The 18,800-nt window shown below is 65.9% G+C and carries 20 protein-coding genes; 17 read left to right on the top strand and 3 right to left on the bottom strand.

Translation table 11 applies throughout. The annotated features are described in order from the left end of the window. Positions 1–16 precede the first annotated feature (16 nt). The 5 genes from A5733_RS24770 to A5733_RS24750 all read left to right on the top strand — a co-directional run bounded on the left by A5733_RS24770 (position 17) and on the right by A5733_RS24750 (position 3,784). On the top strand, positions 17–811 hold the full coding sequence (locus A5733_RS24770) for an SDR family oxidoreductase (RefSeq protein ID WP_076242008.1): 795 nt from the start codon (positions 17–19) through the stop codon (positions 809–811). A gap of 2 nt (positions 812–813) precedes the next feature. Then, a complete protein-coding gene (locus tag A5733_RS24765; protein WP_076242007.1) occupies positions 814–1,665 on the top strand; it encodes a TIGR03619 family F420-dependent LLM class oxidoreductase in 852 nt (283 codons plus the stop codon). Next, positions 1,662–2,153 (top strand): nuclear transport factor 2 family protein, encoded by a 492-nt coding sequence (locus tag A5733_RS24760; RefSeq protein WP_076242006.1) that lies wholly within the window; start codon positions 1,662–1,664, stop codon positions 2,151–2,153. The genes A5733_RS24765 and A5733_RS24760 overlap by 4 nt, the downstream gene beginning before the upstream one ends. A gap of 192 nt (positions 2,154–2,345) precedes the next feature. Next, positions 2,346–2,936: a hypothetical protein gene (locus A5733_RS24755; RefSeq protein ID WP_233152781.1), complete on the top strand. Its 591-nt coding sequence runs from the start codon at positions 2,346–2,348 to the stop codon at positions 2,934–2,936. Positions 2,937–2,938: 2 nt separating this feature from the next. After that, a complete protein-coding gene (locus A5733_RS24750; protein WP_076242004.1) occupies positions 2,939–3,784 on the top strand; it encodes an SDR family oxidoreductase in 846 nt (281 codons plus the stop codon). A 10-nt stretch (positions 3,785–3,794) separates the two neighbouring features. Here the strand turns inward: A5733_RS24750 and A5733_RS24745 are convergent, their stop codons facing one another. After that, entirely contained in the window at positions 3,795–4,643 is an 849-nt protein-coding gene (locus A5733_RS24745; RefSeq protein WP_369830969.1) for an alpha/beta fold hydrolase, read from the bottom strand. Positions 4,644–4,889: 246 nt separating this feature from the next. On the opposite strand from A5733_RS24745, the gene A5733_RS24740 reads away from it, so the two are divergent. From A5733_RS24740 to A5733_RS24705, 8 genes are read left to right on the top strand one after another with little or no spacing between them, the layout of a single operon-like run. Then, entirely contained in the window at positions 4,890–5,660 is a 771-nt protein-coding gene (locus A5733_RS24740) for an ABC transporter permease (protein ID WP_067769494.1), read from the top strand. After that, positions 5,657–6,517 (top strand): ABC transporter permease, encoded by an 861-nt coding sequence (locus A5733_RS24735; RefSeq protein WP_076242002.1) that lies wholly within the window; start codon positions 5,657–5,659, stop codon positions 6,515–6,517. Before A5733_RS24740 ends, A5733_RS24735 begins: the two co-directional genes overlap by 4 nt. Positions 6,518–6,529: 12 nt before the next feature. Continuing rightward, entirely contained in the window at positions 6,530–7,717 is a 1,188-nt protein-coding gene (locus tag A5733_RS24730) for an MCE family protein (RefSeq protein ID WP_076242001.1), read from the top strand. After that, positions 7,714–8,745 (top strand): MCE family protein, encoded by a 1,032-nt coding sequence (locus tag A5733_RS24725; RefSeq protein ID WP_076242000.1) that lies wholly within the window; start codon positions 7,714–7,716, stop codon positions 8,743–8,745. Before A5733_RS24730 ends, A5733_RS24725 begins: the two co-directional genes overlap by 4 nt. Next, positions 8,745–9,827 (top strand): MCE family protein, encoded by a 1,083-nt coding sequence (locus tag A5733_RS24720; protein WP_076241999.1) that lies wholly within the window; start codon positions 8,745–8,747, stop codon positions 9,825–9,827. The genes A5733_RS24725 and A5733_RS24720 overlap by 1 nt, the downstream gene beginning before the upstream one ends. Beyond that, complete coding sequence (locus A5733_RS24715) at positions 9,824–11,290, top strand: MCE family protein (protein ID WP_076241998.1); 1,467 nt, start codon at positions 9,824–9,826, stop codon at positions 11,288–11,290. Before A5733_RS24720 ends, A5733_RS24715 begins: the two co-directional genes overlap by 4 nt. Further along, positions 11,287–12,486 carry an MCE family protein gene (locus tag A5733_RS24710; RefSeq protein ID WP_076241997.1) on the top strand — a complete coding sequence of 400 codons (1,200 nt, stop codon included), beginning with the start codon at positions 11,287–11,289 and terminating at the stop codon, positions 12,484–12,486. The genes A5733_RS24715 and A5733_RS24710 overlap by 4 nt, the downstream gene beginning before the upstream one ends. Continuing rightward, a complete protein-coding gene (locus tag A5733_RS24705; protein WP_076241996.1) occupies positions 12,486–14,012 on the top strand; it encodes an MCE family protein in 1,527 nt (508 codons plus the stop codon). Before A5733_RS24710 ends, A5733_RS24705 begins: the two co-directional genes overlap by 1 nt. A gap of 15 nt (positions 14,013–14,027) precedes the next feature. Here the strand turns inward: A5733_RS24705 and A5733_RS24700 are convergent, their stop codons facing one another. After that, positions 14,028–14,540, bottom strand: a complete 513-nt coding sequence (locus A5733_RS24700) for a hypothetical protein (RefSeq protein WP_067769478.1) — start codon at positions 14,538–14,540, stop codon at positions 14,028–14,030. 140 nt (positions 14,541–14,680) lie between these two features. Here A5733_RS24700 and A5733_RS24695 point away from each other — a divergent pair, with 140 nt between their 5' ends. The 4 genes from A5733_RS24695 to A5733_RS24680 all read left to right on the top strand — a co-directional run bounded on the left by A5733_RS24695 (position 14,681) and on the right by A5733_RS24680 (position 16,764). Continuing rightward, the gene (locus A5733_RS24695) at positions 14,681–15,058 is read left to right on the top strand and encodes a hypothetical protein (protein WP_198938926.1); all 378 of its coding nucleotides are present in this window, start codon (positions 14,681–14,683) and stop codon (positions 15,056–15,058) included. Next, complete coding sequence (locus tag A5733_RS24690; protein ID WP_076241995.1) at positions 15,051–15,473, top strand: hypothetical protein; 423 nt, start codon at positions 15,051–15,053, stop codon at positions 15,471–15,473. Before A5733_RS24695 ends, A5733_RS24690 begins: the two co-directional genes overlap by 8 nt. A 185-nt stretch (positions 15,474–15,658) precedes the next feature. Continuing rightward, the gene (locus A5733_RS24685) at positions 15,659–16,144 is read left to right on the top strand and encodes a hypothetical protein (RefSeq protein ID WP_198938925.1); all 486 of its coding nucleotides are present in this window, start codon (positions 15,659–15,661) and stop codon (positions 16,142–16,144) included. Beyond that, positions 16,141–16,764 carry a twin-arginine translocation pathway signal gene (locus tag A5733_RS24680; protein WP_076241994.1) on the top strand — a complete coding sequence of 208 codons (624 nt, stop codon included), beginning with the start codon at positions 16,141–16,143 and terminating at the stop codon, positions 16,762–16,764. Before A5733_RS24685 ends, A5733_RS24680 begins: the two co-directional genes overlap by 4 nt. 127 nt (positions 16,765–16,891) lie before the next feature. Here A5733_RS24680 and A5733_RS24675 read toward each other — a convergent pair whose 3' ends face one another. Then, a complete protein-coding gene (locus A5733_RS24675; RefSeq protein WP_083666433.1) occupies positions 16,892–18,700 on the bottom strand; it encodes a DUF222 domain-containing protein in 1,809 nt (602 codons plus the stop codon). Positions 18,701–18,800 lie beyond the last annotated feature (100 nt).

Below are 18,800 nucleotides of genomic sequence, written 5' to 3'. Positions count from 1 at the left end.
AACGTTAGGAGTAACCATGACCGATCTGGCCAAGTACGGGCCGTGGGCCGTCATCGCCGGAGGATCCGAAGGTGTCGGTGCCGAATTCGCCCGTCAGCTCGCCGAATCAGGATTCAACCTGGTGCTCATCGCTCGCAAACCGGGGCCGCTGGAAGAGACCGCGCAGCGCTGTCGCGCAGTCGGTTCCGAGGTGCGGACCATTTCCGTGGACCTGCTCGACCCGCAGTCGGTGACTCAGATCGCCGGAATCACCGCCGATCTCGACGTCGGCCTGCTGATCTACAACGCCGGGGCCAGCACCTGTAATGAGTTGTTCCTGGACGCGGACCTCGGCGAGTTTCAGAAGATGACCGACCTCAACGTCACCCGGATGCTGGAGATGGTGCAGCACTACGGCAGGTCGATGGTCGACCGCGGGCGGGGCGGCATCATGATCGTCGGCTCGCTCTCGGGCTACATGGGCGCTTGGCGGCATTCCATTTACGCCGGGGCCAAGGCGTTTTCCCGGATGTTCGCCGAAAGCCTTTGGCTCGAACTGCGAGAGCGCAACGTCGACGTGCTCGAGTTGGTCCTGGGCGTGACCCGGACACCGGCGATGGAGCGGGTCGGTCTGAACTTCGATGCGCCCGGGATCCGCGTCGGCGAGCCGGCCGAGGTGGCCGCGGAGGGCCTGGCCCACCTGGCTGACGGCCCGGTATGGGTGGCCGGTGGTAACGCCGATCAGGCGGAGACCAACAGTGCTCCGGACCGGTCCCGGGTGGTGTCGGAAACCCATCAGGCGATCATGGCCTTGATGCCCGGAGCGCATTGACCGTGCGGCTGGGTCTGTCGACGCCGATTGTGGTGCAGGTCCCGGGCATTGCCTCGCCCTGGGAGGCCGAGGCCGGAATCGAGGATCTGGCCCGGATCGCCTCAGCGGCGGATGATCTCGGATTTGATCACCTGACCTGCTCTGAGCACGTGGCGGTGCCATCGGCGGAGGCGGCTGTCCGCGGGGCGGTCTACTGGGATCCGGTGGCGACCCTGGGATTCCTGGCGGCGCGGACCCGACGGATCCGCCTGGCCACCTCGGTGTTGGTGCTGGGCTACCATCACCCGCTGGAAATCGCCAAACGTTACGGCACCCTGGACCGGGTCAGTGCCGGACGCCTGGTGCTCGGTGTCGGAATTGGTTCTCTCAAAGAGGAATTCGATCTTCTCGGGGCTGCGTGGGAACAACGGGCGGCACGAGCTGACGATGCACTTCGTGCACTGCGCATCTCGTTGTCGACTGCGACCCCGAGCTATCACGGGCCGTTCTACGACTACCAGGGCATGACGGTGCTGCCATCTGCCGAGCAAGATCGGGTGCCGATCTGGGTCGGTGGGCGCAGCGCCGCGTCGTTGCACCGGGCGGTCGAACTGGCCGATGGTTGGATGCCGTTCGGGTTGCCCGCGGGATCGATACGGGAGTTGCTGGCCGAGGTCGAGCCGCCACCAGGTTTCGACGTGGTGCTCTCGGCTACCGTGGATCCCGGGTCTGATCCGGAGGCCACCCGAGAGCGGCTGACAACACTGCGTGACGCCGGGGCCACCGCGATCACCTGCGCGGTGCGGGCCGACAACGGGGATCACTATTGCGAGCAACTCGCCCGGTTACGTGAGATAGAGGAGCGCCACCTATGACCATCGAGCAGCAGATACTCACCCGCCTGCAGCGTCTCGAAGATGAGCTGGCCATCACGAAACTCTTGGCTTCCTACGGCCCGTCGGTCGATGCCGCTAATGCCGACAACGCGGCTGCGCTGTGGTCCGTCGACGGCACCTACGACGTCGAGGACTGGCAGATGACCGGCCGGCGCGGCGTACACGAGATGGTCAGCTCGGCGAGCCATCAGAACCTGGTGGCCCAGGGCTGTTGTCACTTTCTGGGGCCGGCCGTGGTGACGGTCGACGGCGACACTGCGGTCGCAGTGTGCGAATCGCTGGTGCTGGTGCGTGACGATGCGGGTTATCGGGTGTGGCGCGCCACCGCCAACCACTTTGCGCTGGAACGCGTTGACGGGCGATGGCAGATCACCACCCGCACCAGCCGATTGCTTAACGGGGATCCGTACGCACATACGCTGTTGAACCGCGGACTGGCCGGGGAACCCGTGCCCGGACGCGACTGAGAGGCGCGCATGTCCGCCACCGACTGCCCACTCGTGTTCTTTTCATTCGTCTCACTCGAAGGCGGCGACGCTGAAGACCACCGCCGATACAACGAATGGCATCAACTCGACCACCGCCCGGAAAACCTCGCGCTACCCGGAATCGCTTGGGGCGACCGGTGGAGCCGTCCGGTCAGGTGCCGTGCGGCCTCTATGTCCGAGCCCGCCCACGCCGACACCGACTACGTCGCGATGTACTGGTTTCGTTCTCCAGTCGAGGAATCGGTGCGCGAATGGGAACAATTGGGCGCCGACTCCGTCCAGTGGGGCCGTGGTCCCGCGATCCCCGGGGTGCGCCGCACAGTGTTGGCGTTCTTCCGCCCGGTCAAGGGTTATGCAGCCGCCTCCGCGTTGGTCTCGCCCGGCGTCATCCCATATCGGCCCAACCGCGGACTGCACCTGACGATGACCCGCTTCGCCGAACCGTTGGGCGAAGCTGCCCACCAGCATCACCAATGGGAGGACCGGGTCGCGATTCCCGCCTTGCTGGATCTCGATGGAGTGGCCGGCGCCTGGACATTTGCGCTGGACCGCCACCAGCGGAATGGCCTGGGGTTGCGGTCGTTGGAGGCTGCGGATTCGCCCGGTGGTCTGCGCATTCGGTTGCTCTACCTCGACGAAGAACCCATTCGCGTTTCCGAGCGGATCACCGAGCGGTTGGCTCAGACCCCGTCGCCGACAGCGACTGGCGAACTCGTCATCGACACACCGTTGAACACAATTATCCCCTGGCAAGATTGGTGACCATGGGCACATATGTGGTGACAGGTTCCGCGTCCGGCATGGGGCGTGCGGCGGCGCAGCGACTGATCGCCGACGGACATCGGGTGATCGGTGTCGACCTGCGTGAGGCCGACGTGATCGCGGATCTTTCGACACCGCAGGGTCGTTCGGATGGCGCGGCGGCGGTGCTCGCGTTGGCCGACGGCCGGCTCGACGGCGCAGTCCTGGCGGCCGGCGTCGGCCCATTGCCGGGACGTGACAACGTCAAACTGATCCTCTCGGTCAACTACTTCGGGGTCGTCGACCTACTGCGGGCCTGGCAGCCGGCGTTCGCCGCGAGCGGCAACGCGAAAGTGGTCGTCGTCGGAAGCAACTCGAGCACCACGATGCCGATGGTGCCCAACGTTGCGGTGCGGGCACTCTTGCGCGATGACCTGGACCGGGCCAACCGCGTGTTGCGGCGGTTTTTCGCTGCCGCCCCGTCGCTCGCTTACGGTGCCTCCAAGATCGCCGTCTCCCGTTGGGTCCGGCGTACCGCCGTCACGAAGTCCTGGGCGGGGTCGGGTATCAGGCTCAACGCGATCGCCCCCGGCGCCATCATGACGCCGCTACTGGAAAAGCAACTGGCCTCACCGCGCGAAGCCAAGGCAGTGCAGTCGTTCCCGGTGCCTGTCGGAGGTTTCGGCAACCCGGACCATCTCGCCGAGTGGATGGTCTTCATGCTCTCCGACGCCGCTGATTTTCTATGCGGCAGCGTGGTGTTCGTCGACGGTGGATCGGACGCCTACTTCCGCTCTGATGCCTGGCCGCGCCGGGTGCCGACGCACGGCCTCCCCACGTACCTGCTGCGGTTTCTGAAGCGCCCCTAGGGCAGCTGTCTCACCGGGTCAAGAACCCGGTGACCACCGATTCGAAGGCCTCCTTCGCCTCGATCATCGCCCAGTGCCCACAGTTGGGGAACACATGCAGTTCGGCATTGGGAATGGTGCGCATCGGGATCAGCGACATGTCCAGTGGACTGACGCGGTCGTCGCGTCCCCAGGTCAACAGCGTCGGCGCGGCCACCTTGTGCATCCGTGCCCAGGGCATGGGCAGGTCTGAAGCCGCCATCGCCGCCATCATTGCCGTGAAGGCCGCCTTGCCGTACATCCGCCGTGCGGCGGCCAAGGTCTCCGGGTCGGTGGCCAGCGTCCAGCGCTCTTCGATGAGCTCGTCGGTGACCAGTGACTGGTCGTAGACCATGGAACGCAGCCAGTCGACGAGGCGCTGCCGGGTCGGATCCTCGGTGAACTCCTGCAGCAGGCGGATGCCCTCGCTGGGCCCGGGGGAGAAGATCGTGGCACCGATGCCGCCGATCGTCACGAGCCGGCCCACGCGGTCTGGGGCGGTGATGGCGGTGTTGATGCCGACGCCGCCGCCCATCGAGTTGCCGACGATGTCGGTTCGCTCGACACCGAGAGCGTCGAGAAACGGAACCACCGTGCCCTGCGCGGTGACCATCGGATGCCCACCCCAGTCATCTGACACACCGAAGCCGGGGAACTCCAGGATCAGGCACCGGAAGCGTTCGGCGAACGTCGGCAGCACGCCACGGAAATTGCGCCAGCCCGTCACCCCGGGCCCCGATCCGTGCAGGAACAGCACGACCGGCCCGTCGCCGACGTCGTAGTACCGCAAACTGCCTGCGCTGGTGTTGATCTCACGTAGTGCAGCTGCAGAATTCGACACGGGTTGTCCTTCGTCTCGCGGAGTCATCGCTGTCCACCTTCACATGCCGGCGCGCAGTCGGCAACGACGTGTTCCGCTGACCGGTGAACACCGCCGATCCCTGGTCCCGGCTTCGATCTCCCGTTGGGCGGGACGGCCCATGGCAGGCCCGGTGACGGACTGCGATTGTTCCCCAGACGTGTGGTCCGCGTCATACCCGGTGTCTTACCCAACCTCGACCGACCCCGCGCAGAACGGAGAATCCCTATGCCACAGCGACAGCTCGCCGTCCCACTTGAGGGGGTGGGTGGGTTGTTCGCCATGTCGGTCGACGCGGTGAAGTTCGTGGTGCGCGGGCCATTTCAGTGGCGCGAATTCCTCGACCAATCCTGGTTCGTGGCGCGGGTGGCCATGGCGCCGACGCTGCTGGTGGCGATCCCGTTCACCGTCCTGGTGTCGTTCACCTTGAACATCCTGTTGCGGGAGTTGGGGGCGGCAGACCTCTCTGGGGCCGGCGCGGCCTTCGGCGCGGTGACCCAGGTGGGGCCGATGGTGACCGTGCTCATCGTGGCCGGTGCCGGCGCCACGGCGATGTGCGCCGACCTGGGCTCGCGCACGGTGCGCGAAGAGATCGACGCCATGGAGGTGCTGGGCATCAACCCGGTGCAACGGCTGGTCACTCCGCGGATGTTGGCCTCCGGTCTGGTGGCTCTGCTGCTCAACAGCGTCGTCGTGATCATCGGAATCCTTGGGGGATACCTGTTCTCGGTGTTCGTCCAAGACGTCAACCCCGGTGCGTTCGCGGCGGGCATCACCCTGCTCACCGGCATTCCGGAGGTCGTCATCTCGTGCGTCAAGGCCGCCTTGTTCGGCCTGATCGCCGGACTGGTCGCCTGCTATCGCGGACTGACCGTCTCCGGCGGCGGCGCCAAGGCAGTGGGCAACGCCGTCAACGAAACCGTCGTCTACGCGTTCATGGCGCTGTTCGTGGTCAACGTGGTGGTCACCGCCATCGGTATCCAGATGACGACCCGATGACGGCGTCCGCGGCGGCACTCCAGTCGGCGTACCCGCGCCTGTCGCGGGCCGTGCGGCGGCCCGTCGACGTCGTGGGCGGGATCGGGGACCACGTCCTGTTCTACGGTCGGGCCCTGGCCGGCATGCCCTACGCGGTCGCGCACTACCGCAAGGAAGTCATCCGCCTGATCGCCGAAATCAGCATGGGTGCAGGCACGCTCGCGATGATCGGCGGAACCGTCGTGATCGTCGGGTTCCTGACCCTGGCCACCGGTGGGGTGCTGGCGATCCAGGGCTACAGCTCGCTGGGCAACATCGGCATCGAAGCGCTCACCGGCTTTCTGGCGGCCTTCATCAACGTCCGCATCTCGGCGCCCATCGTCGCGGGCATCGGCCTGGCCGCCACCTTCGGCGCCGGCGTCACCGCCCAGCTCGGCGCGATGCGGATCAACGAAGAGATCGACGCGGTGGAATCCATGGCCATCCGCTCGGTCGAATACCTGGTGAGCACGCGCATCGCCGCGGGCATGCTGGCCATCACACCGCTGTACTCGATCGCGGTGATCCTGTCCTTCCTGGCGTCGCAGTTCACCACCGTCGTTCTGCTCGGACAGTCGGGTGGGCTCTACGGTCACTACTTCAGCACGTTCCTCAACCCGATCGACCTGCTGTGGTCGTTCCTGCAGGCCCTGCTGATGGCGTTGGCGATCCTGCTGGTCCACACCTACTACGGGTTCTTCGCCACCGGTGGTCCGGCCGGCGTGGGCGTGGCGGTCGGCAACGCGGTGCGCACGTCGCTGATCGTCGTCGTGTCCATCACGCTACTGATCTCACTGGCCGTGTACGGGTCCAACGGCAACTTCAACCTTTCCGGCTAGCGAAGGCAACCGATGTCGCGTGACGCTAAACGTCTTCTGAGCGGGCTGACCACGCTCCTGGTGATCGCCGCGCTGATCACCGGGGCCATCGTGCTGTTTCGCGGCGGCGTCGCACCCACCGCCTCGGTGACGGTGATCTCGCCGCGCGCGGGACTGGTGATGAACCCCGACGCCAAGGTCAAACTGCACGGTGCGCAGGTGGGCAAGGTCGTCGCCATCGATACCCTGCCCGACGGGCAAGCCGCGCTTCGCCTGGCCATGAATCCCGATGCACTCCAATTGATTCCGGCCAACACGGGCGTCGAGATCGCCTCCAGTACGGTGTTCGGTGCCAAGTTCGTGGCGCTCGTCCCGCCGCCGGAGCCGTCGCCGGAAACGATGTATGCCGGCCAGGTTCTCGATGCCGGCCACACCACCGTCGAAATCAACACGGTGTTCGAGCAACTGGTGTCGGTGCTGTCCCAGATCCAACCGGAAAAGCTCAACGAAACCCTTGGCGCGATGGCCCAGGCCTTCGACGGCCGAGGGGACAAGCTCGGCCAGACCATGGTCGATCTCGACGCCATGCTGGCCAAGATCGGGCCCAGTCTGCCGACGCTCCGACACGAGATCTCCGTCGCGCCACAGGTGATCGGCGCCTATGCCGACGCCGCACCGGATCTGACGGACACGATGCGCAATGCGACGCAGCTCAGTGACACCGTCGTCGACCGCCAGGCCGACCTGGATTCCTTGCTGCTCAGCGCAATTGGGCTGGCCGATATCGGCACCGAGGTGGTGGCCACCAACGGCGACGCGGTGACTCAGACAATGAACCTGCTGGTGCCGACCACCAACCTGCTCAACCAGTACCACCCGGCGCTCACCTGTGGGCTCAAAGGCATGGAGCCGCTGGCCATGGGGCCCCCGCAGCCGCTGCCCGGCGTCATGTTGCTCGACTCGTTTCTGCTGGGCACCGAGCGCTATCGCTACCCGGGCAACCTGCCGAAGGTCGCGGCCAAGGGCGGCCCGCAGTGCCAGGGCCTACCCGAGGTCGGCTTCCAACAGCGGCCGCCGTTCGTGGTCACCGATATCGACGCGGACCCGGCACAGTACGGAAATCAGGGGATTCTGTTGAACTCCGACGCGCTCAAGCAAGCCCTGTACGGACCGCTCGACGGTCCGCCGCGCAACACCCCCCAGATAGGACAACCGGGATGACGCGCAGCTACGGGACGGCGATCAAGTTCGGCGTGTTCGGCGTGGTGATGCTGTTGTTGACCGCGGCGTTGTTCGCGATCATGGGCCAGTACCGCACCGGCGCGGTGAACGGTTACTCGGCCGTGTTCGCCGACGCGTCCAGCCTGAAGGCCGGCGATTCGGTGCGGGTGGCCGGTATTCGCGTCGGCACCGTCAATGACGTTGTGCTGCAACCCGACAACACGGTGCTGGTGCACTTCGACTCCGACCGCGAGGTGGTGCTGACCACCGCCACCAAGGTGGCGGTGCGCTACCTCGACCTGGTCGGCAACCGGTATCTGGAGCTGCTCGACAGTCCCGGATCGACGAAGATCCAGCCGGCGGGATCCCAGATCCCCCTGGCCCGCACCGAGCCGGCATTGGACCTCGACCTGTTGCTTGGCGGCCTCAAGCCCGTCATCCAGGGGCTCAACGCACAGAACGTCAACGCCCTGACGAACTCGCTGATCCAGATCCTCCAGGGTCAGGGTGGCACCGTGGAATCGCTGTTGTCCCATACGACCACGTTTACCCAGGCGCTCGCCGACAACGGGCAGACCGTGCAGCAACTGATCGATAACCTGAAAACCGTGATGGCCACGGTGGCCAAGGACGGTGACCGCTTTTCCGGCGCCGTGGAAAAGCTTCAACAGCTCGTCACCGGTCTGGCGCAGGAGCGCGATCCCATTGGAGAGGCCATCACCGCCCTGGACAACGGCACCGCATCCCTGACGGATCTGATGACCCAGGCCCGGCCGCCCCTGTCTGGCACCGTCGACCAACTCACGCGCCTGGCGCCGCTGCTGTCCAACGAAGACGACATGGCGCATTTGGATCTCGCGCTGCAGAAGGCACCGGCCAACTACCGCAAGCTCGTGCGGTTGGGCGCCTACGGCAGCTTCATCAACCAGTACCTGTGCGGCATGAACGTCCGGGTCACCGATCTGCAGGGCCGCACCGCGTACTTCCCGTGGATCATGCAGAACACCGGACGCTGTGGAGAGCCCTGATGCTGAAATACCGTGGATCACATCTCATCCGCAGCGGGCTCATCGGCATCGTGCTGATCGCGCTGATCATCGCCGTGGGGTTGCAGCCGCAAGCGCTGTGGTCGTGGGCCACCTCGATCAAATACCACGCCTTGTTCACCGAGGCGGGCGGGCTCACCGAGGGCAATGACGTCAAGGTCTCCGGCGTCACCAAAGGTATGGTCACCGACGTCACCCTGAGCCGCGGCAAGGCGTTGGTGACCTTCACGCTCGACAGCACGGTACGTCTGGGATCGGAAACCACCGCGCACATCCGGACCGGAACCATGCTGGGCGCCCGGATGCTCACCGTGGAACCGGCCGGCACCGGAGCCCTGCGTGCTTCGGACACGATCCCGGTCACCCGCACGTCGTCGCCGTACTCGTTGACCAATGCGGTCGGTGACTTCACGACCAACACCGAAGGAACCGACACCGCGGCGCTTACCCAATCGCTGGATACGTTGTCGGACACCATCGATCGCATGGCGCCACAGCTGGGGCCGACGTTCGACGGCCTGACCCGGCTCTCGGAAATGCTGAACGACCGAAACGACTCCCTGGCAAACCTGCTCAAGAGCGCCGCCGACGTGACCGGCATCCTTTCCAAGCGCAGCGAGCAGGTCAACGCACTGCTGCTGGACGCGAACGCGTTGACCGGGGTGCTCGATCAGCGCCGGTACGCCATCGTCAACTTGCTGGCCAACACCTCGGCGTTGGCTCAGCAGATCAACGGGCTCGTCCACGACAACGAGGAAGAACTGGCGCCCACCCTGAAGCAACTCAACGCGGTGACTGCGATGCTGGAGAAGAACCGGGACAACATCGCCAAGGCTCTGTCCGGTCTGGCGAAATACCAAGTCACCCAGGGTGAATCGGTGAACAACGGCTGGTACTACAACGCATTCGTCGGCAACCTGCTGCCGTCGCAGACACTGCAGCCCTTCCTCGACTACGCGTTCGGCTTCCGCCGCGGCACCAACGCCGGACAGCCGCCCGACAACGCCGGCCCGCGCGCCGAGTTCCCCTGGCCCCGCAACGGCATTCCGGGAGGAAGTCGATGATCACCCGTCACCGTGCGCGCATCAGTCGCGGCGCCCTGGTCCTGCTCGTCGCCTTGGCGTTGGCCGGCACCGCGGTGGTGGTGCGGCACACCGTCATGGCGCCCACCACGATCACCGCGTACTTCACGTCGGCCACGGCGATCTACCCGGGCGACGAAGTGCGGGTGGCCGGTGTCAAGGTCGGTTCCATCACGGGAATCGAGCCGGCCGGTGGACAGGCGCGATTCACGTTGGCCATCGATCGCGGGGTGAAGATCCCGGCCGACGCCAAAGCCATCGTCATGGCACAGAACCTGGTGGCCGCACGCTATGTGCAATTGACTCCGGCCTACGAAGACGTCGGGCCGACCATGGCCGACGGTGCCCAGATCGGCGTCGAGCGCACCGCCGTGCCGGTCGAGTGGGACCAGGTCAAAGACCAGCTGATGCGGCTGGCGACCGATCTGGGGCCGCTCCACGGGGAATCGGCCACCTCGCTTAGCCGCTTCGTCGACAGCGCGGCGGCTGCCATGGACGGCAACGGCGAGAAACTGCACCAGGCGATCAACCAATTGTCCAGTGTGGGGCGTGTTCTCGCCCACGGTAGCGGCGACATCGTCGACATCATCAAGAACCTGCAGATTTTCGTCACTGCGCTGCGGGACAGCAACACCCAGATCGTCCAGTTCCAGGACCGGCTCGCCAGTGTCACCAGCGTCGTCGACGGCAGCCGTTCCGATCTCGACGGTGCCCTGACGAACCTGGCGTCCGCGGTCGGCAACGTGCAGCGATTCATCGCCGGCAGCCGGGACCAGACTGCCGAACAACTCGAGCGGTTGACCAACGTCACCCAGAACCTGGTGGACAACCAGACCCAGCTGAAGAACGTCCTGCACGTCGCGCCCAACGCGATTGCCAACGGCTACAACATCTACAACCCCGACAGCGGGACGGCGGTCGGTGCCTTCGCGTTGTCCAACTTCGCCGATCCGGTTGCGGTGGTGTGCTCGGCGATCGCGGCGGTCAAGAACGCCACGGCGGCAGAAACCTCCAAACTGTGTGCGCAGTACCTCGGCCCGGCCCTGTCATTGATCAACTTCAATTACCTACCGATGCCGTTCAACGCTTATCTACGTAAGGCGCCCAGCCCGCACAACCTGGTGTACACCGATCCCGCTCTCGCCCCCGGCGGAGCGGGCGGACAGCCCGTACCGCCGGAACAGCCACCGGCCGTATCGGCCTACACCGGCGCCGGTGACGTCGCGCCGCCGGCCGGATGGGGTGCGCCGCCCGGCCCACCCGGGGCCTACGCACCAGACGGACTCCCGGCCTCGCCGGCACCCGCGTTGTTCCCCGGGGCGCCAGTACCGCCGGGTACGCCGCCCGCGGCGCCGGCTGAGCCACCAAAAACGCTGCACGACATGTTGCTTCCCGCCGAAGCCGGCCCCGCTGCCGCACCGCCCGATCAAGGAGGGACGCCATGACGGCTCGACGGAGGCTGTCCCAGGTGACCGCAGCCTGTTCGGCGGTGATGGTGACGCTGAGCGGCTGCGCATTCCACGGGCTGAACTCGCTGCCGCTGCCCGGCACGGTCGGGCGTGGGTCCGATGCGGCGGTGTATCACGTGGAGCTGGCCAATATCGGTACGCTGGAATCGAATTCGCCCGTGATGATCAGCGACGTCATCGTGGGCAGTGTGTCCGGCATGAAAGTCGACGGCTGGCACGCCGACGTGGAGATCTCGGTGAAACCCGACGTCGTCGTCCCCGCCAATGCTGTTGCGACGGTGGGTCAGACCAGCCTGCTGGGCTCCATGCACATCGCCCTCGACCCGCCGCTGGGGCAATCTCCGTCCGGCCGGCTGGCTCCGGGCGCGACGCTCGAACTCGACCGCACGGCAACGTATCCGTCGACCGAACAGACATTGTCGTCACTGGCGGTACTCGTCAACGGCGGCGGTCTCGGCAAGATCGGTGACCTGGTGACCGAGTTCAACGCCGCGCTCGACGGCCGCCAGGTACAGATCCGCGATCTGCTCACCCGCCTCGACGACATCGTCGGCCTGTTCGCCGACCAGCGCGACGACATCAACGCCACCATCACGGAGCTGAACCAGCTCAGTGGCACGCTGGCCGGGCAGCAGGAAGTGGTGACCGCTGCGCTGCAACGGATTCCACCCGCATTGGACGTATTGCTCAAGGAACGTCCCCGGATCACCACGGCGCTGGAGAAGTTCGGCCGGTTCAGCGACACCGCCACCACACTCATCAACGCGACCCGCGACGACGTCGTCACTAACCTGCGCAACCTCGAACCGACGGTGCGCGCACTGGCTGACGTCGGGCCGAATCTGGGCACGGTACTGGCATTTGCCCCGGCCTACCCCTATCCACAGAACTTCATCGACCGGGCAATCCGCGGTGACTACCTCAACGAGTTCATCACCTTCGACTTCACCGTCCCGCGACTGAAGCGGGGACTGTTCCTGGGAACCCGATGGGGCCAGGAGGGGCTGCCGCTGACGCCGGCTCCCGGAGATCCCTGGTTCGCCAACTACACGAAAGACCCGATCAACATGCCGCTGACACCGCCGCCGGCAGCAGTGGCCACGATGCCGCCGCTGATCGACCCGGCCCCGTCGGACGATCAACCGGCCGCGCCGACCGAAGGTGGCAACTGATGCTCACCCGCTTCATTCGTGTGCAATTGGTGATCTTCGCGGTGGCCGCTGTCATCGGGATGGCCGCCATGGGCATCGTTTACCTGCAGGCTCCGACCCTGTTGGGTATCGGGCGCATGACGGTGACGCTGCAACTGCAGGGGACCGGGGGGCTCTACCAGTTCTCCAACGTGACGTACCGCGGCGTCCAGATCGGCAAGGTCACCGAGGTGAAGCCGACGCGGGAGGGCGCCGAAGCCACTCTGTCACTGAACACCTCCCCCAAGATCCCGGCAGACCTGCACGCCGCGGTGCTGAGCGTCTCGGCGGTGGGAGAGCAGTACGTCGACCTGCAACCGCGCAACGAATCGGGGCCGTACCTGCATGACGGGTCGGTGATCCCGGTGGGCGACACCTCGATCCCCCAAGCGGTGGGGCCGATGCTCGATCAGGTCAGCGCCCTGATCGGAAGCATCCCCAAAGACAAGATCAGTCCACTGCTGGACGAAACCTTCAAGGCCTTCAACGGTTCTGGATACGACATCGGATCCTTGCTGGACTCCTCCTCGCAACTGATCGCCGATGCGAACGCCGCCGCTGATCAGTCCCGTGCGCTGATCGATGACAGCGCACCGCTTCTCGACGGCCAGGCCGAGTCGATCGATGCGATCCGGACCTGGGCGCGCAGCGTCGCCGGCATCAGCCGCCAACTCGTCGACGACGACGCACACGTGCGCACTCTGCTCAAGGATGGACCGGGAGCGGCCGACGAAGCCTCTCGACTGTTCAATCAAGTCAAACCGACGCTGCCGTTGCTGCTGGCCAACCTGACCAGCCTGGGGCAGATCGGCGTGACCTACCATCCCGCGCTGGAACAACTGCTGGTGTTGCTGCCTCCCTCTATCGCGTCGACCCAGTCCTACGGTGTGCCGAAGAACAACCCGACCGGTATGTCGTTGGGTGACTTCACCCTCAACATCGGCGACCCGCCGGCGTGCACCGTCGGATTCCTGCCGCCCTCGGAATGGCGGTCTCCGGAGGACACCAGCGATATCGACACCCCCGATGGCTTGTACTGCAAACTGCCGCAGGATTCGCCGATCGGTGTCCGCGGGGCACGCAACTATCCGTGCATGGGCAAGCCGGGCAAGCGGGCACCCACGGTCGAGATCTGCGAAAGTGACCAGCCCTACCAGCCTTTGGCGATGCGCCAGCATGCGCTCGGCCCGTACCCGATCGACCCCAACCTGCTGGCCCAGGGGATCGCCCCGGACACCCGGGTGGATCACGACGCGACGATCCACGGACCGGTGGAGGGCACCCCGCCGCCCGCCGACGCTCCCATGGCGCCCCCGCCGCCTTCCGGTGCGCCCGCGGTGGCTCCTAGTGCGTTCGGTCCCAACGGATCTGACGGGCCGTCGGTGGCGATCGCCACCTACGACCCGAGCACGGGCCGGTATGCGACGCCGGACGGGGCGGTGTATCGCCAGAGCAACCTGGTGCCACACGCGGGTGATCAGACCTGGAAAGACCTGTTTCCGACCTGATCTGCGGGGCGGGGGTCAGCCGGTCTTCACCAATTTGAACGGCATCGTGATGAAAAGTACGTTGCTGCTTCCACAACTGCCGCTGACCCCGGTGGTCGAATCTTCGCCGAGCAATGTCGTCGAGGTGGGATCGCTTGCCGTGGCGTCCTTGTTGGAGGGGAAGAAGCGGTACACCTGCAAGCCCGGGCCGGCCGTGCCGTCGGGGCACGGCTGCCAGTTGTCCACCGTCTTCTTGACGAACCAGACACCGCTCTTCATGTAGATCGGTGCGCTCCATCCCCAGTCACTGTTGACAGTGCCGGTGCACTCGGTGGGATAGCTGCACGTCGTGGAGATCGTCCAGGTGCTGCGGATGCTGGCCTCATCGTGGAAGACGTCGTTGGTCTTCGCCCACTCGCCGTTGGAGGTGGCGACATAGGTGCCGTTGAGGCCCCACTTGGGCGACGCGTCCGCAACCGGGCTGTGCACGCAGCCGAGCACCGCAGCGCTGAGCACTCCCGCCCCAGTGAATGCCGTCGACATCCGCATGACCACTCCTCTGCATGCCGGCCCGCGGCAGTCGCCGCGGCAGCCTTCACTGTCCAACGTCTGCCGATTTGTGACGGCCACCCTCCCGCCCAGTGGGCATTGTGATGGCACGCGGATTTCGCCGTGCCACAGTGTCGTCCGTGCGGATAGCGGTGGCGGCCTCGATTGGACTGCTCGTTGCGGGATTGGCCGCTGCGACCCCGGCGAACGCCACACCGGTCGAGTGCAACGATCCCTCTTGCGTACCCGGCATCGTCGGTGGAGTGGTGCTCGGCGCAGCCTGCGCGAACACGACACACTTCGTGTTCGGCACCACCTCGTGGGGGCGGCTCGTCTTTTGCGGATCACCGCGCCGCTACGAACCGCGCTGGTTCCGGTCCCCGCCGTTGAAGGGCATCCGTGAGGAGAACACGCCATGCGGCGGGTCCGTGAACAACGTTGCGCAGGCGCCAGACGGACTGTTCCTGAGCTGTGTGGTGACCGATGGGGCGAGCAGGTGGGTCCGCGGTGATGTCTGATGTCGTGCGTCGTGCGATGGGCGCGTTGGTCGTCGTCGGTGCCGTGGTTCTCCCGGTCACGCCGGCGCGCGCGGACGACAGGCCACTGCACCGGGTGACCTACACGGTCAGCGTCGAACAGGCGACGCCGGTCAGCATCTACTTCCGCGAGGCCGACCCACCGAACTGGGCGGATTACAGCCACAACCCCTATGAATTCAGCCCCAAAGACGATCTCACGCTCGAACCTGACAAGCCCTGGATTCGTGAAGCCATGCTCGCCGATCCGATGCAGTGGGCCATGGTCACCGTGACCACGGCGGGGCTGTCTCCGCAGGCTGTGCAGACTCTGCGATGTGAACTGGCTGTCGATGGAATCGTGGTCGACCGGGCCTCGGGGCCCAAGGGTGCGTTGTGTTCGCTGCGCCATTGGTGAATTGCGCTGGTGACCACTGGGCGGGACAGCGGCATCGATGTGGACTCGACCGGCATTAGCGTGCGGGGCAATCCCATCGGAGGTGCACCATGCGGTTACTCAGCCGTTCAGACGAGGTAACTGAGACAACCGTGCCCGAGGCCGGACCGTCAGACCAGGGCGAGAAACGCCGAGGCAGGCCGAAATTGGCGACGGCGGCGGGCGTGGCCGGCGCCGTCGGCGTACTGCTGAGCGTGGCGCTACTGACGGTGACCGGTTACCTCGTCTGGTACCAAGTGCAGGCCGACCAGACCCAACAGCGTCGCGCGGAATTTGCCGCAGCTGCGTCACAAGCCGTGGTCACCCTGATGTCGATCGACAGCGCTGCCGCAGAGGACAACGTACGGCAGATCGTCGACAACTCGACCGGACAATTCAAAGACGACTTCCAGTCCGCCTCCGACGATTTGATCAGAGCTGCGAAGGATTCCAAGGCGGCGACCAAGGCCACAGTTGCCGCGTCTGCCGTGCAGTCGATGACCGCCGACACCGCCGTTGTGCTGGTCAGCGCGGCGACCACGATCAACGACGCAGCTGGGGCCGGTCAGCAGCCACGCAACTGGCGGCTGAGCGTCACGATGCTCGACGAAGGGGGACAGATCAAGATGTCGAAGGTGGAGTTCGTCCCGTGAGCACAATCGAAGCTGATACTGAAATCCTTTCCGAGCGCGAATCCCTTGACGAGGAGCCGAAAGCCGCCGAGCCGGATGACGTGGCCGACGAGTGCGACGACACCGCCACCGATGGTCCGCAGCGCGGCACGCGGTGGATCCGGCGACGATGGCGCGCTGTTGCCATCGTGTGTGTACTCCTGGCCTCAGCGGGTTCGGCGGCGGCCGTGTACTTCGGCGGGTACCACGACGCAGACGAGACGGCTGGCGAGACCACTGCGGCGATCGATGCCGCATCTGACGGCTCGGTGGCGTTGTTGTCCTATGCCCCAGACAGTTTGGATCAGGACATCGCGACGGCACGATCTCACTTGACCGGCGAATTCTTGACCTACTACAGCCAATTCGCCGAACAGTTCGTCACACCGGCGAGCAAGGAGAAAGACATCCGCGCCGCCGCATCGGTCGTTCGGGCGGCCGCCATCGACGTGCAACCACACACGGCGCAGGTGTTGGTGTTCCTGAACCAAGCCACCACAAGTCGCACCAACCCCCAACCTGTCCAGGCCGCCAGCGCGGTGAAGGTGGGCCTGACGAAGGTCGACGGCGATTGGCGAATCTCCTCCTTCGATCCCGTGTAGGTCTTCGATCCGGCTCAGCCGCAGCACGTGATTCGCCGGACTACACCGTGTCGCCCATCCGTCACTCGCTGAGGTGGGGCGGAGTCGTCTCGGTGAGGTGGGCCTGGGCCGCCCCGGCGGCGGCTTCCTACGGGCCGCGGGCTGTCTTGTTTTCGAGAACACAGTCGTTGACGGGGTATGTGCGTTCGATCGGGATCTCGTCGAGCAGTATCCAGCCGGTCGGTAGCACTGGATCGGGCGGTTCTGGTTCGAGCGGGCCTGTGTCCCAGAGGTGTTCGACATTGGGCGCGGTGAGTGTGAGCTCGTCGAACATGCTGTCCCACTGGGGATCCCATGGTGCGGGAGTTTCGGGCTCCGGTCCCAGGTGCCACCCCGGCTCAACGCGTGGCGTCAGCTCCGGCTCGGGAGCGGGCTGAACCGGAGGTTCAGGGTCGGGCTGGATTTGTGGTTCGGGTTCAGGGTCGGGCTGGATTTGTGGTTCGGGTTCCGGCTCGGGTTGGTGCTCAGGCCGCAGCGTCAGCTCCGGCTCGGCCGGGGCCGCCGCGTCCGGCTCGGGTTCGGGCTCGGATCCGGGTGGGACGAGGAGAAGTTCGGGGCGGTGGTGGTAGTTGATGCGGTGTTGGCCGTGGTCGAGGGCAGGTGGCGGGTGCCATTCGACCTCACCGTTGGGGTTGATGGTGGTGGTGTAGCCGCCGTCGCTGTTGACGAGGCGGTTGTCGGGGCCGCAGGCCAGGGCCATGTCATCGACGTTGGTGTCACCGCCCTCGGCCCAGTCTTTGCGGGCGTGATGGACCTGGCAGCCGTAGGGGCCGACGGTGCAGCCCGGTTTTGTGCAGCCACCGTCGCGGGCGATGAGCATGATGCGTTGGGCGGGGCTGGCGATGCGCCGGGCCCGGAAGTAGGCCAGCGCTGCCCCGGTGGCTTCGTCGAACACCGCTAAGTGGTGGCTGCCGTGGGCGCCCATGCGGATGACGTCTTTGATCGGGAGTTTGGTGCCATCCCCGCTGACGCCGATGCCGGCGCGGGATTCGAGGTCTTGCAGGGTGGTGCGGATGATCACCGACACCGGTAGCCCGTTGAGTTGACCGAGATCGCTCATCAAGGCGATGCGCCCGATAACCAGCAGCGCGTCGTGTTGGCGTTGGGCCAGACTGCGGTGGTCGTTGTCGATCTGGGCTTGGGTGGGGGTGCCGGTGGTGCAGGGCTCCTCGTCGTCGGGGTTGCACATGCCCGGAGCGGCGAAGCGGGCCAGGAGCACCTTCCAGACCGCGGCGGCTTCGGGGGTGAGGTTGCCCGTCAACGCCGTCATGGCGTCGGCGCCCTGCTCGCCGACTTGCACACCGCGTCGGCGTTGGCGTTCGGTGTCGTCGGGTTCGGGGCCGTCCTGATCAAGCAAGAACAGGCGCAGCTCGGCGGTTTCTTTGAGTTCTTTGGGCCCGACCCCGACGGCGACGCGGACCAGGTCGAGTTCGAACTGTTCGCGGGTCACCTGATCGACGAAGCCGGGCAGTCGGTCGACCGCGTCGCGCAGGACCTTGATGTGGTCGGCGGTGAGCAGACCGGCGGCTTGGGCGGCGGCCGCGGCCTGCAGTGCCGGGGGTATGGGTTGGCCGGTCAGGCTGCGGCGGGGACCCAGGGCAGCGGCTTCGGCCAGGCGGCGGCCGGCCTCCCCGGTCGACAGCCGCCAGCGCACCCGCAGCACCTCGTTCCAGGATTTGGCGCCCAGCTCCCTTGGCGTGGTCTCGGCCTGCAGCCGGGCCAGCATCCGATGCCACATGGTGGGCATCTGACACCGCAGGGTCTCGTATTCGTCGAGCACCGCGAACAGCTCGGTGTGGGTCAACGACTCCACGTCGCAGGCGGCGAAGGCGTCGTAGGCGGCGCGTAACGCCGCCACCGCCCCGACCACATTTGCCTGCATGATTCGAACATACATTCGACCACCGACAAGTTCGGTGGCCGCGTTGACTCATCAGGAATGCGCGTGAAACGGTGAATCGTTGCCTCATCGGAAGTGCGCGCGTAGGCCCAATGGA

The sequence above is a fragment of the Mycobacterium sp. NS-7484 genome (genome assembly GCF_001953975.1).
GTDB lineage: Bacteria > Actinomycetota > Actinomycetes > Mycobacteriales > Mycobacteriaceae > Mycobacterium.
This window is presented reverse-complemented; position numbering and strand designations above follow the sequence as displayed.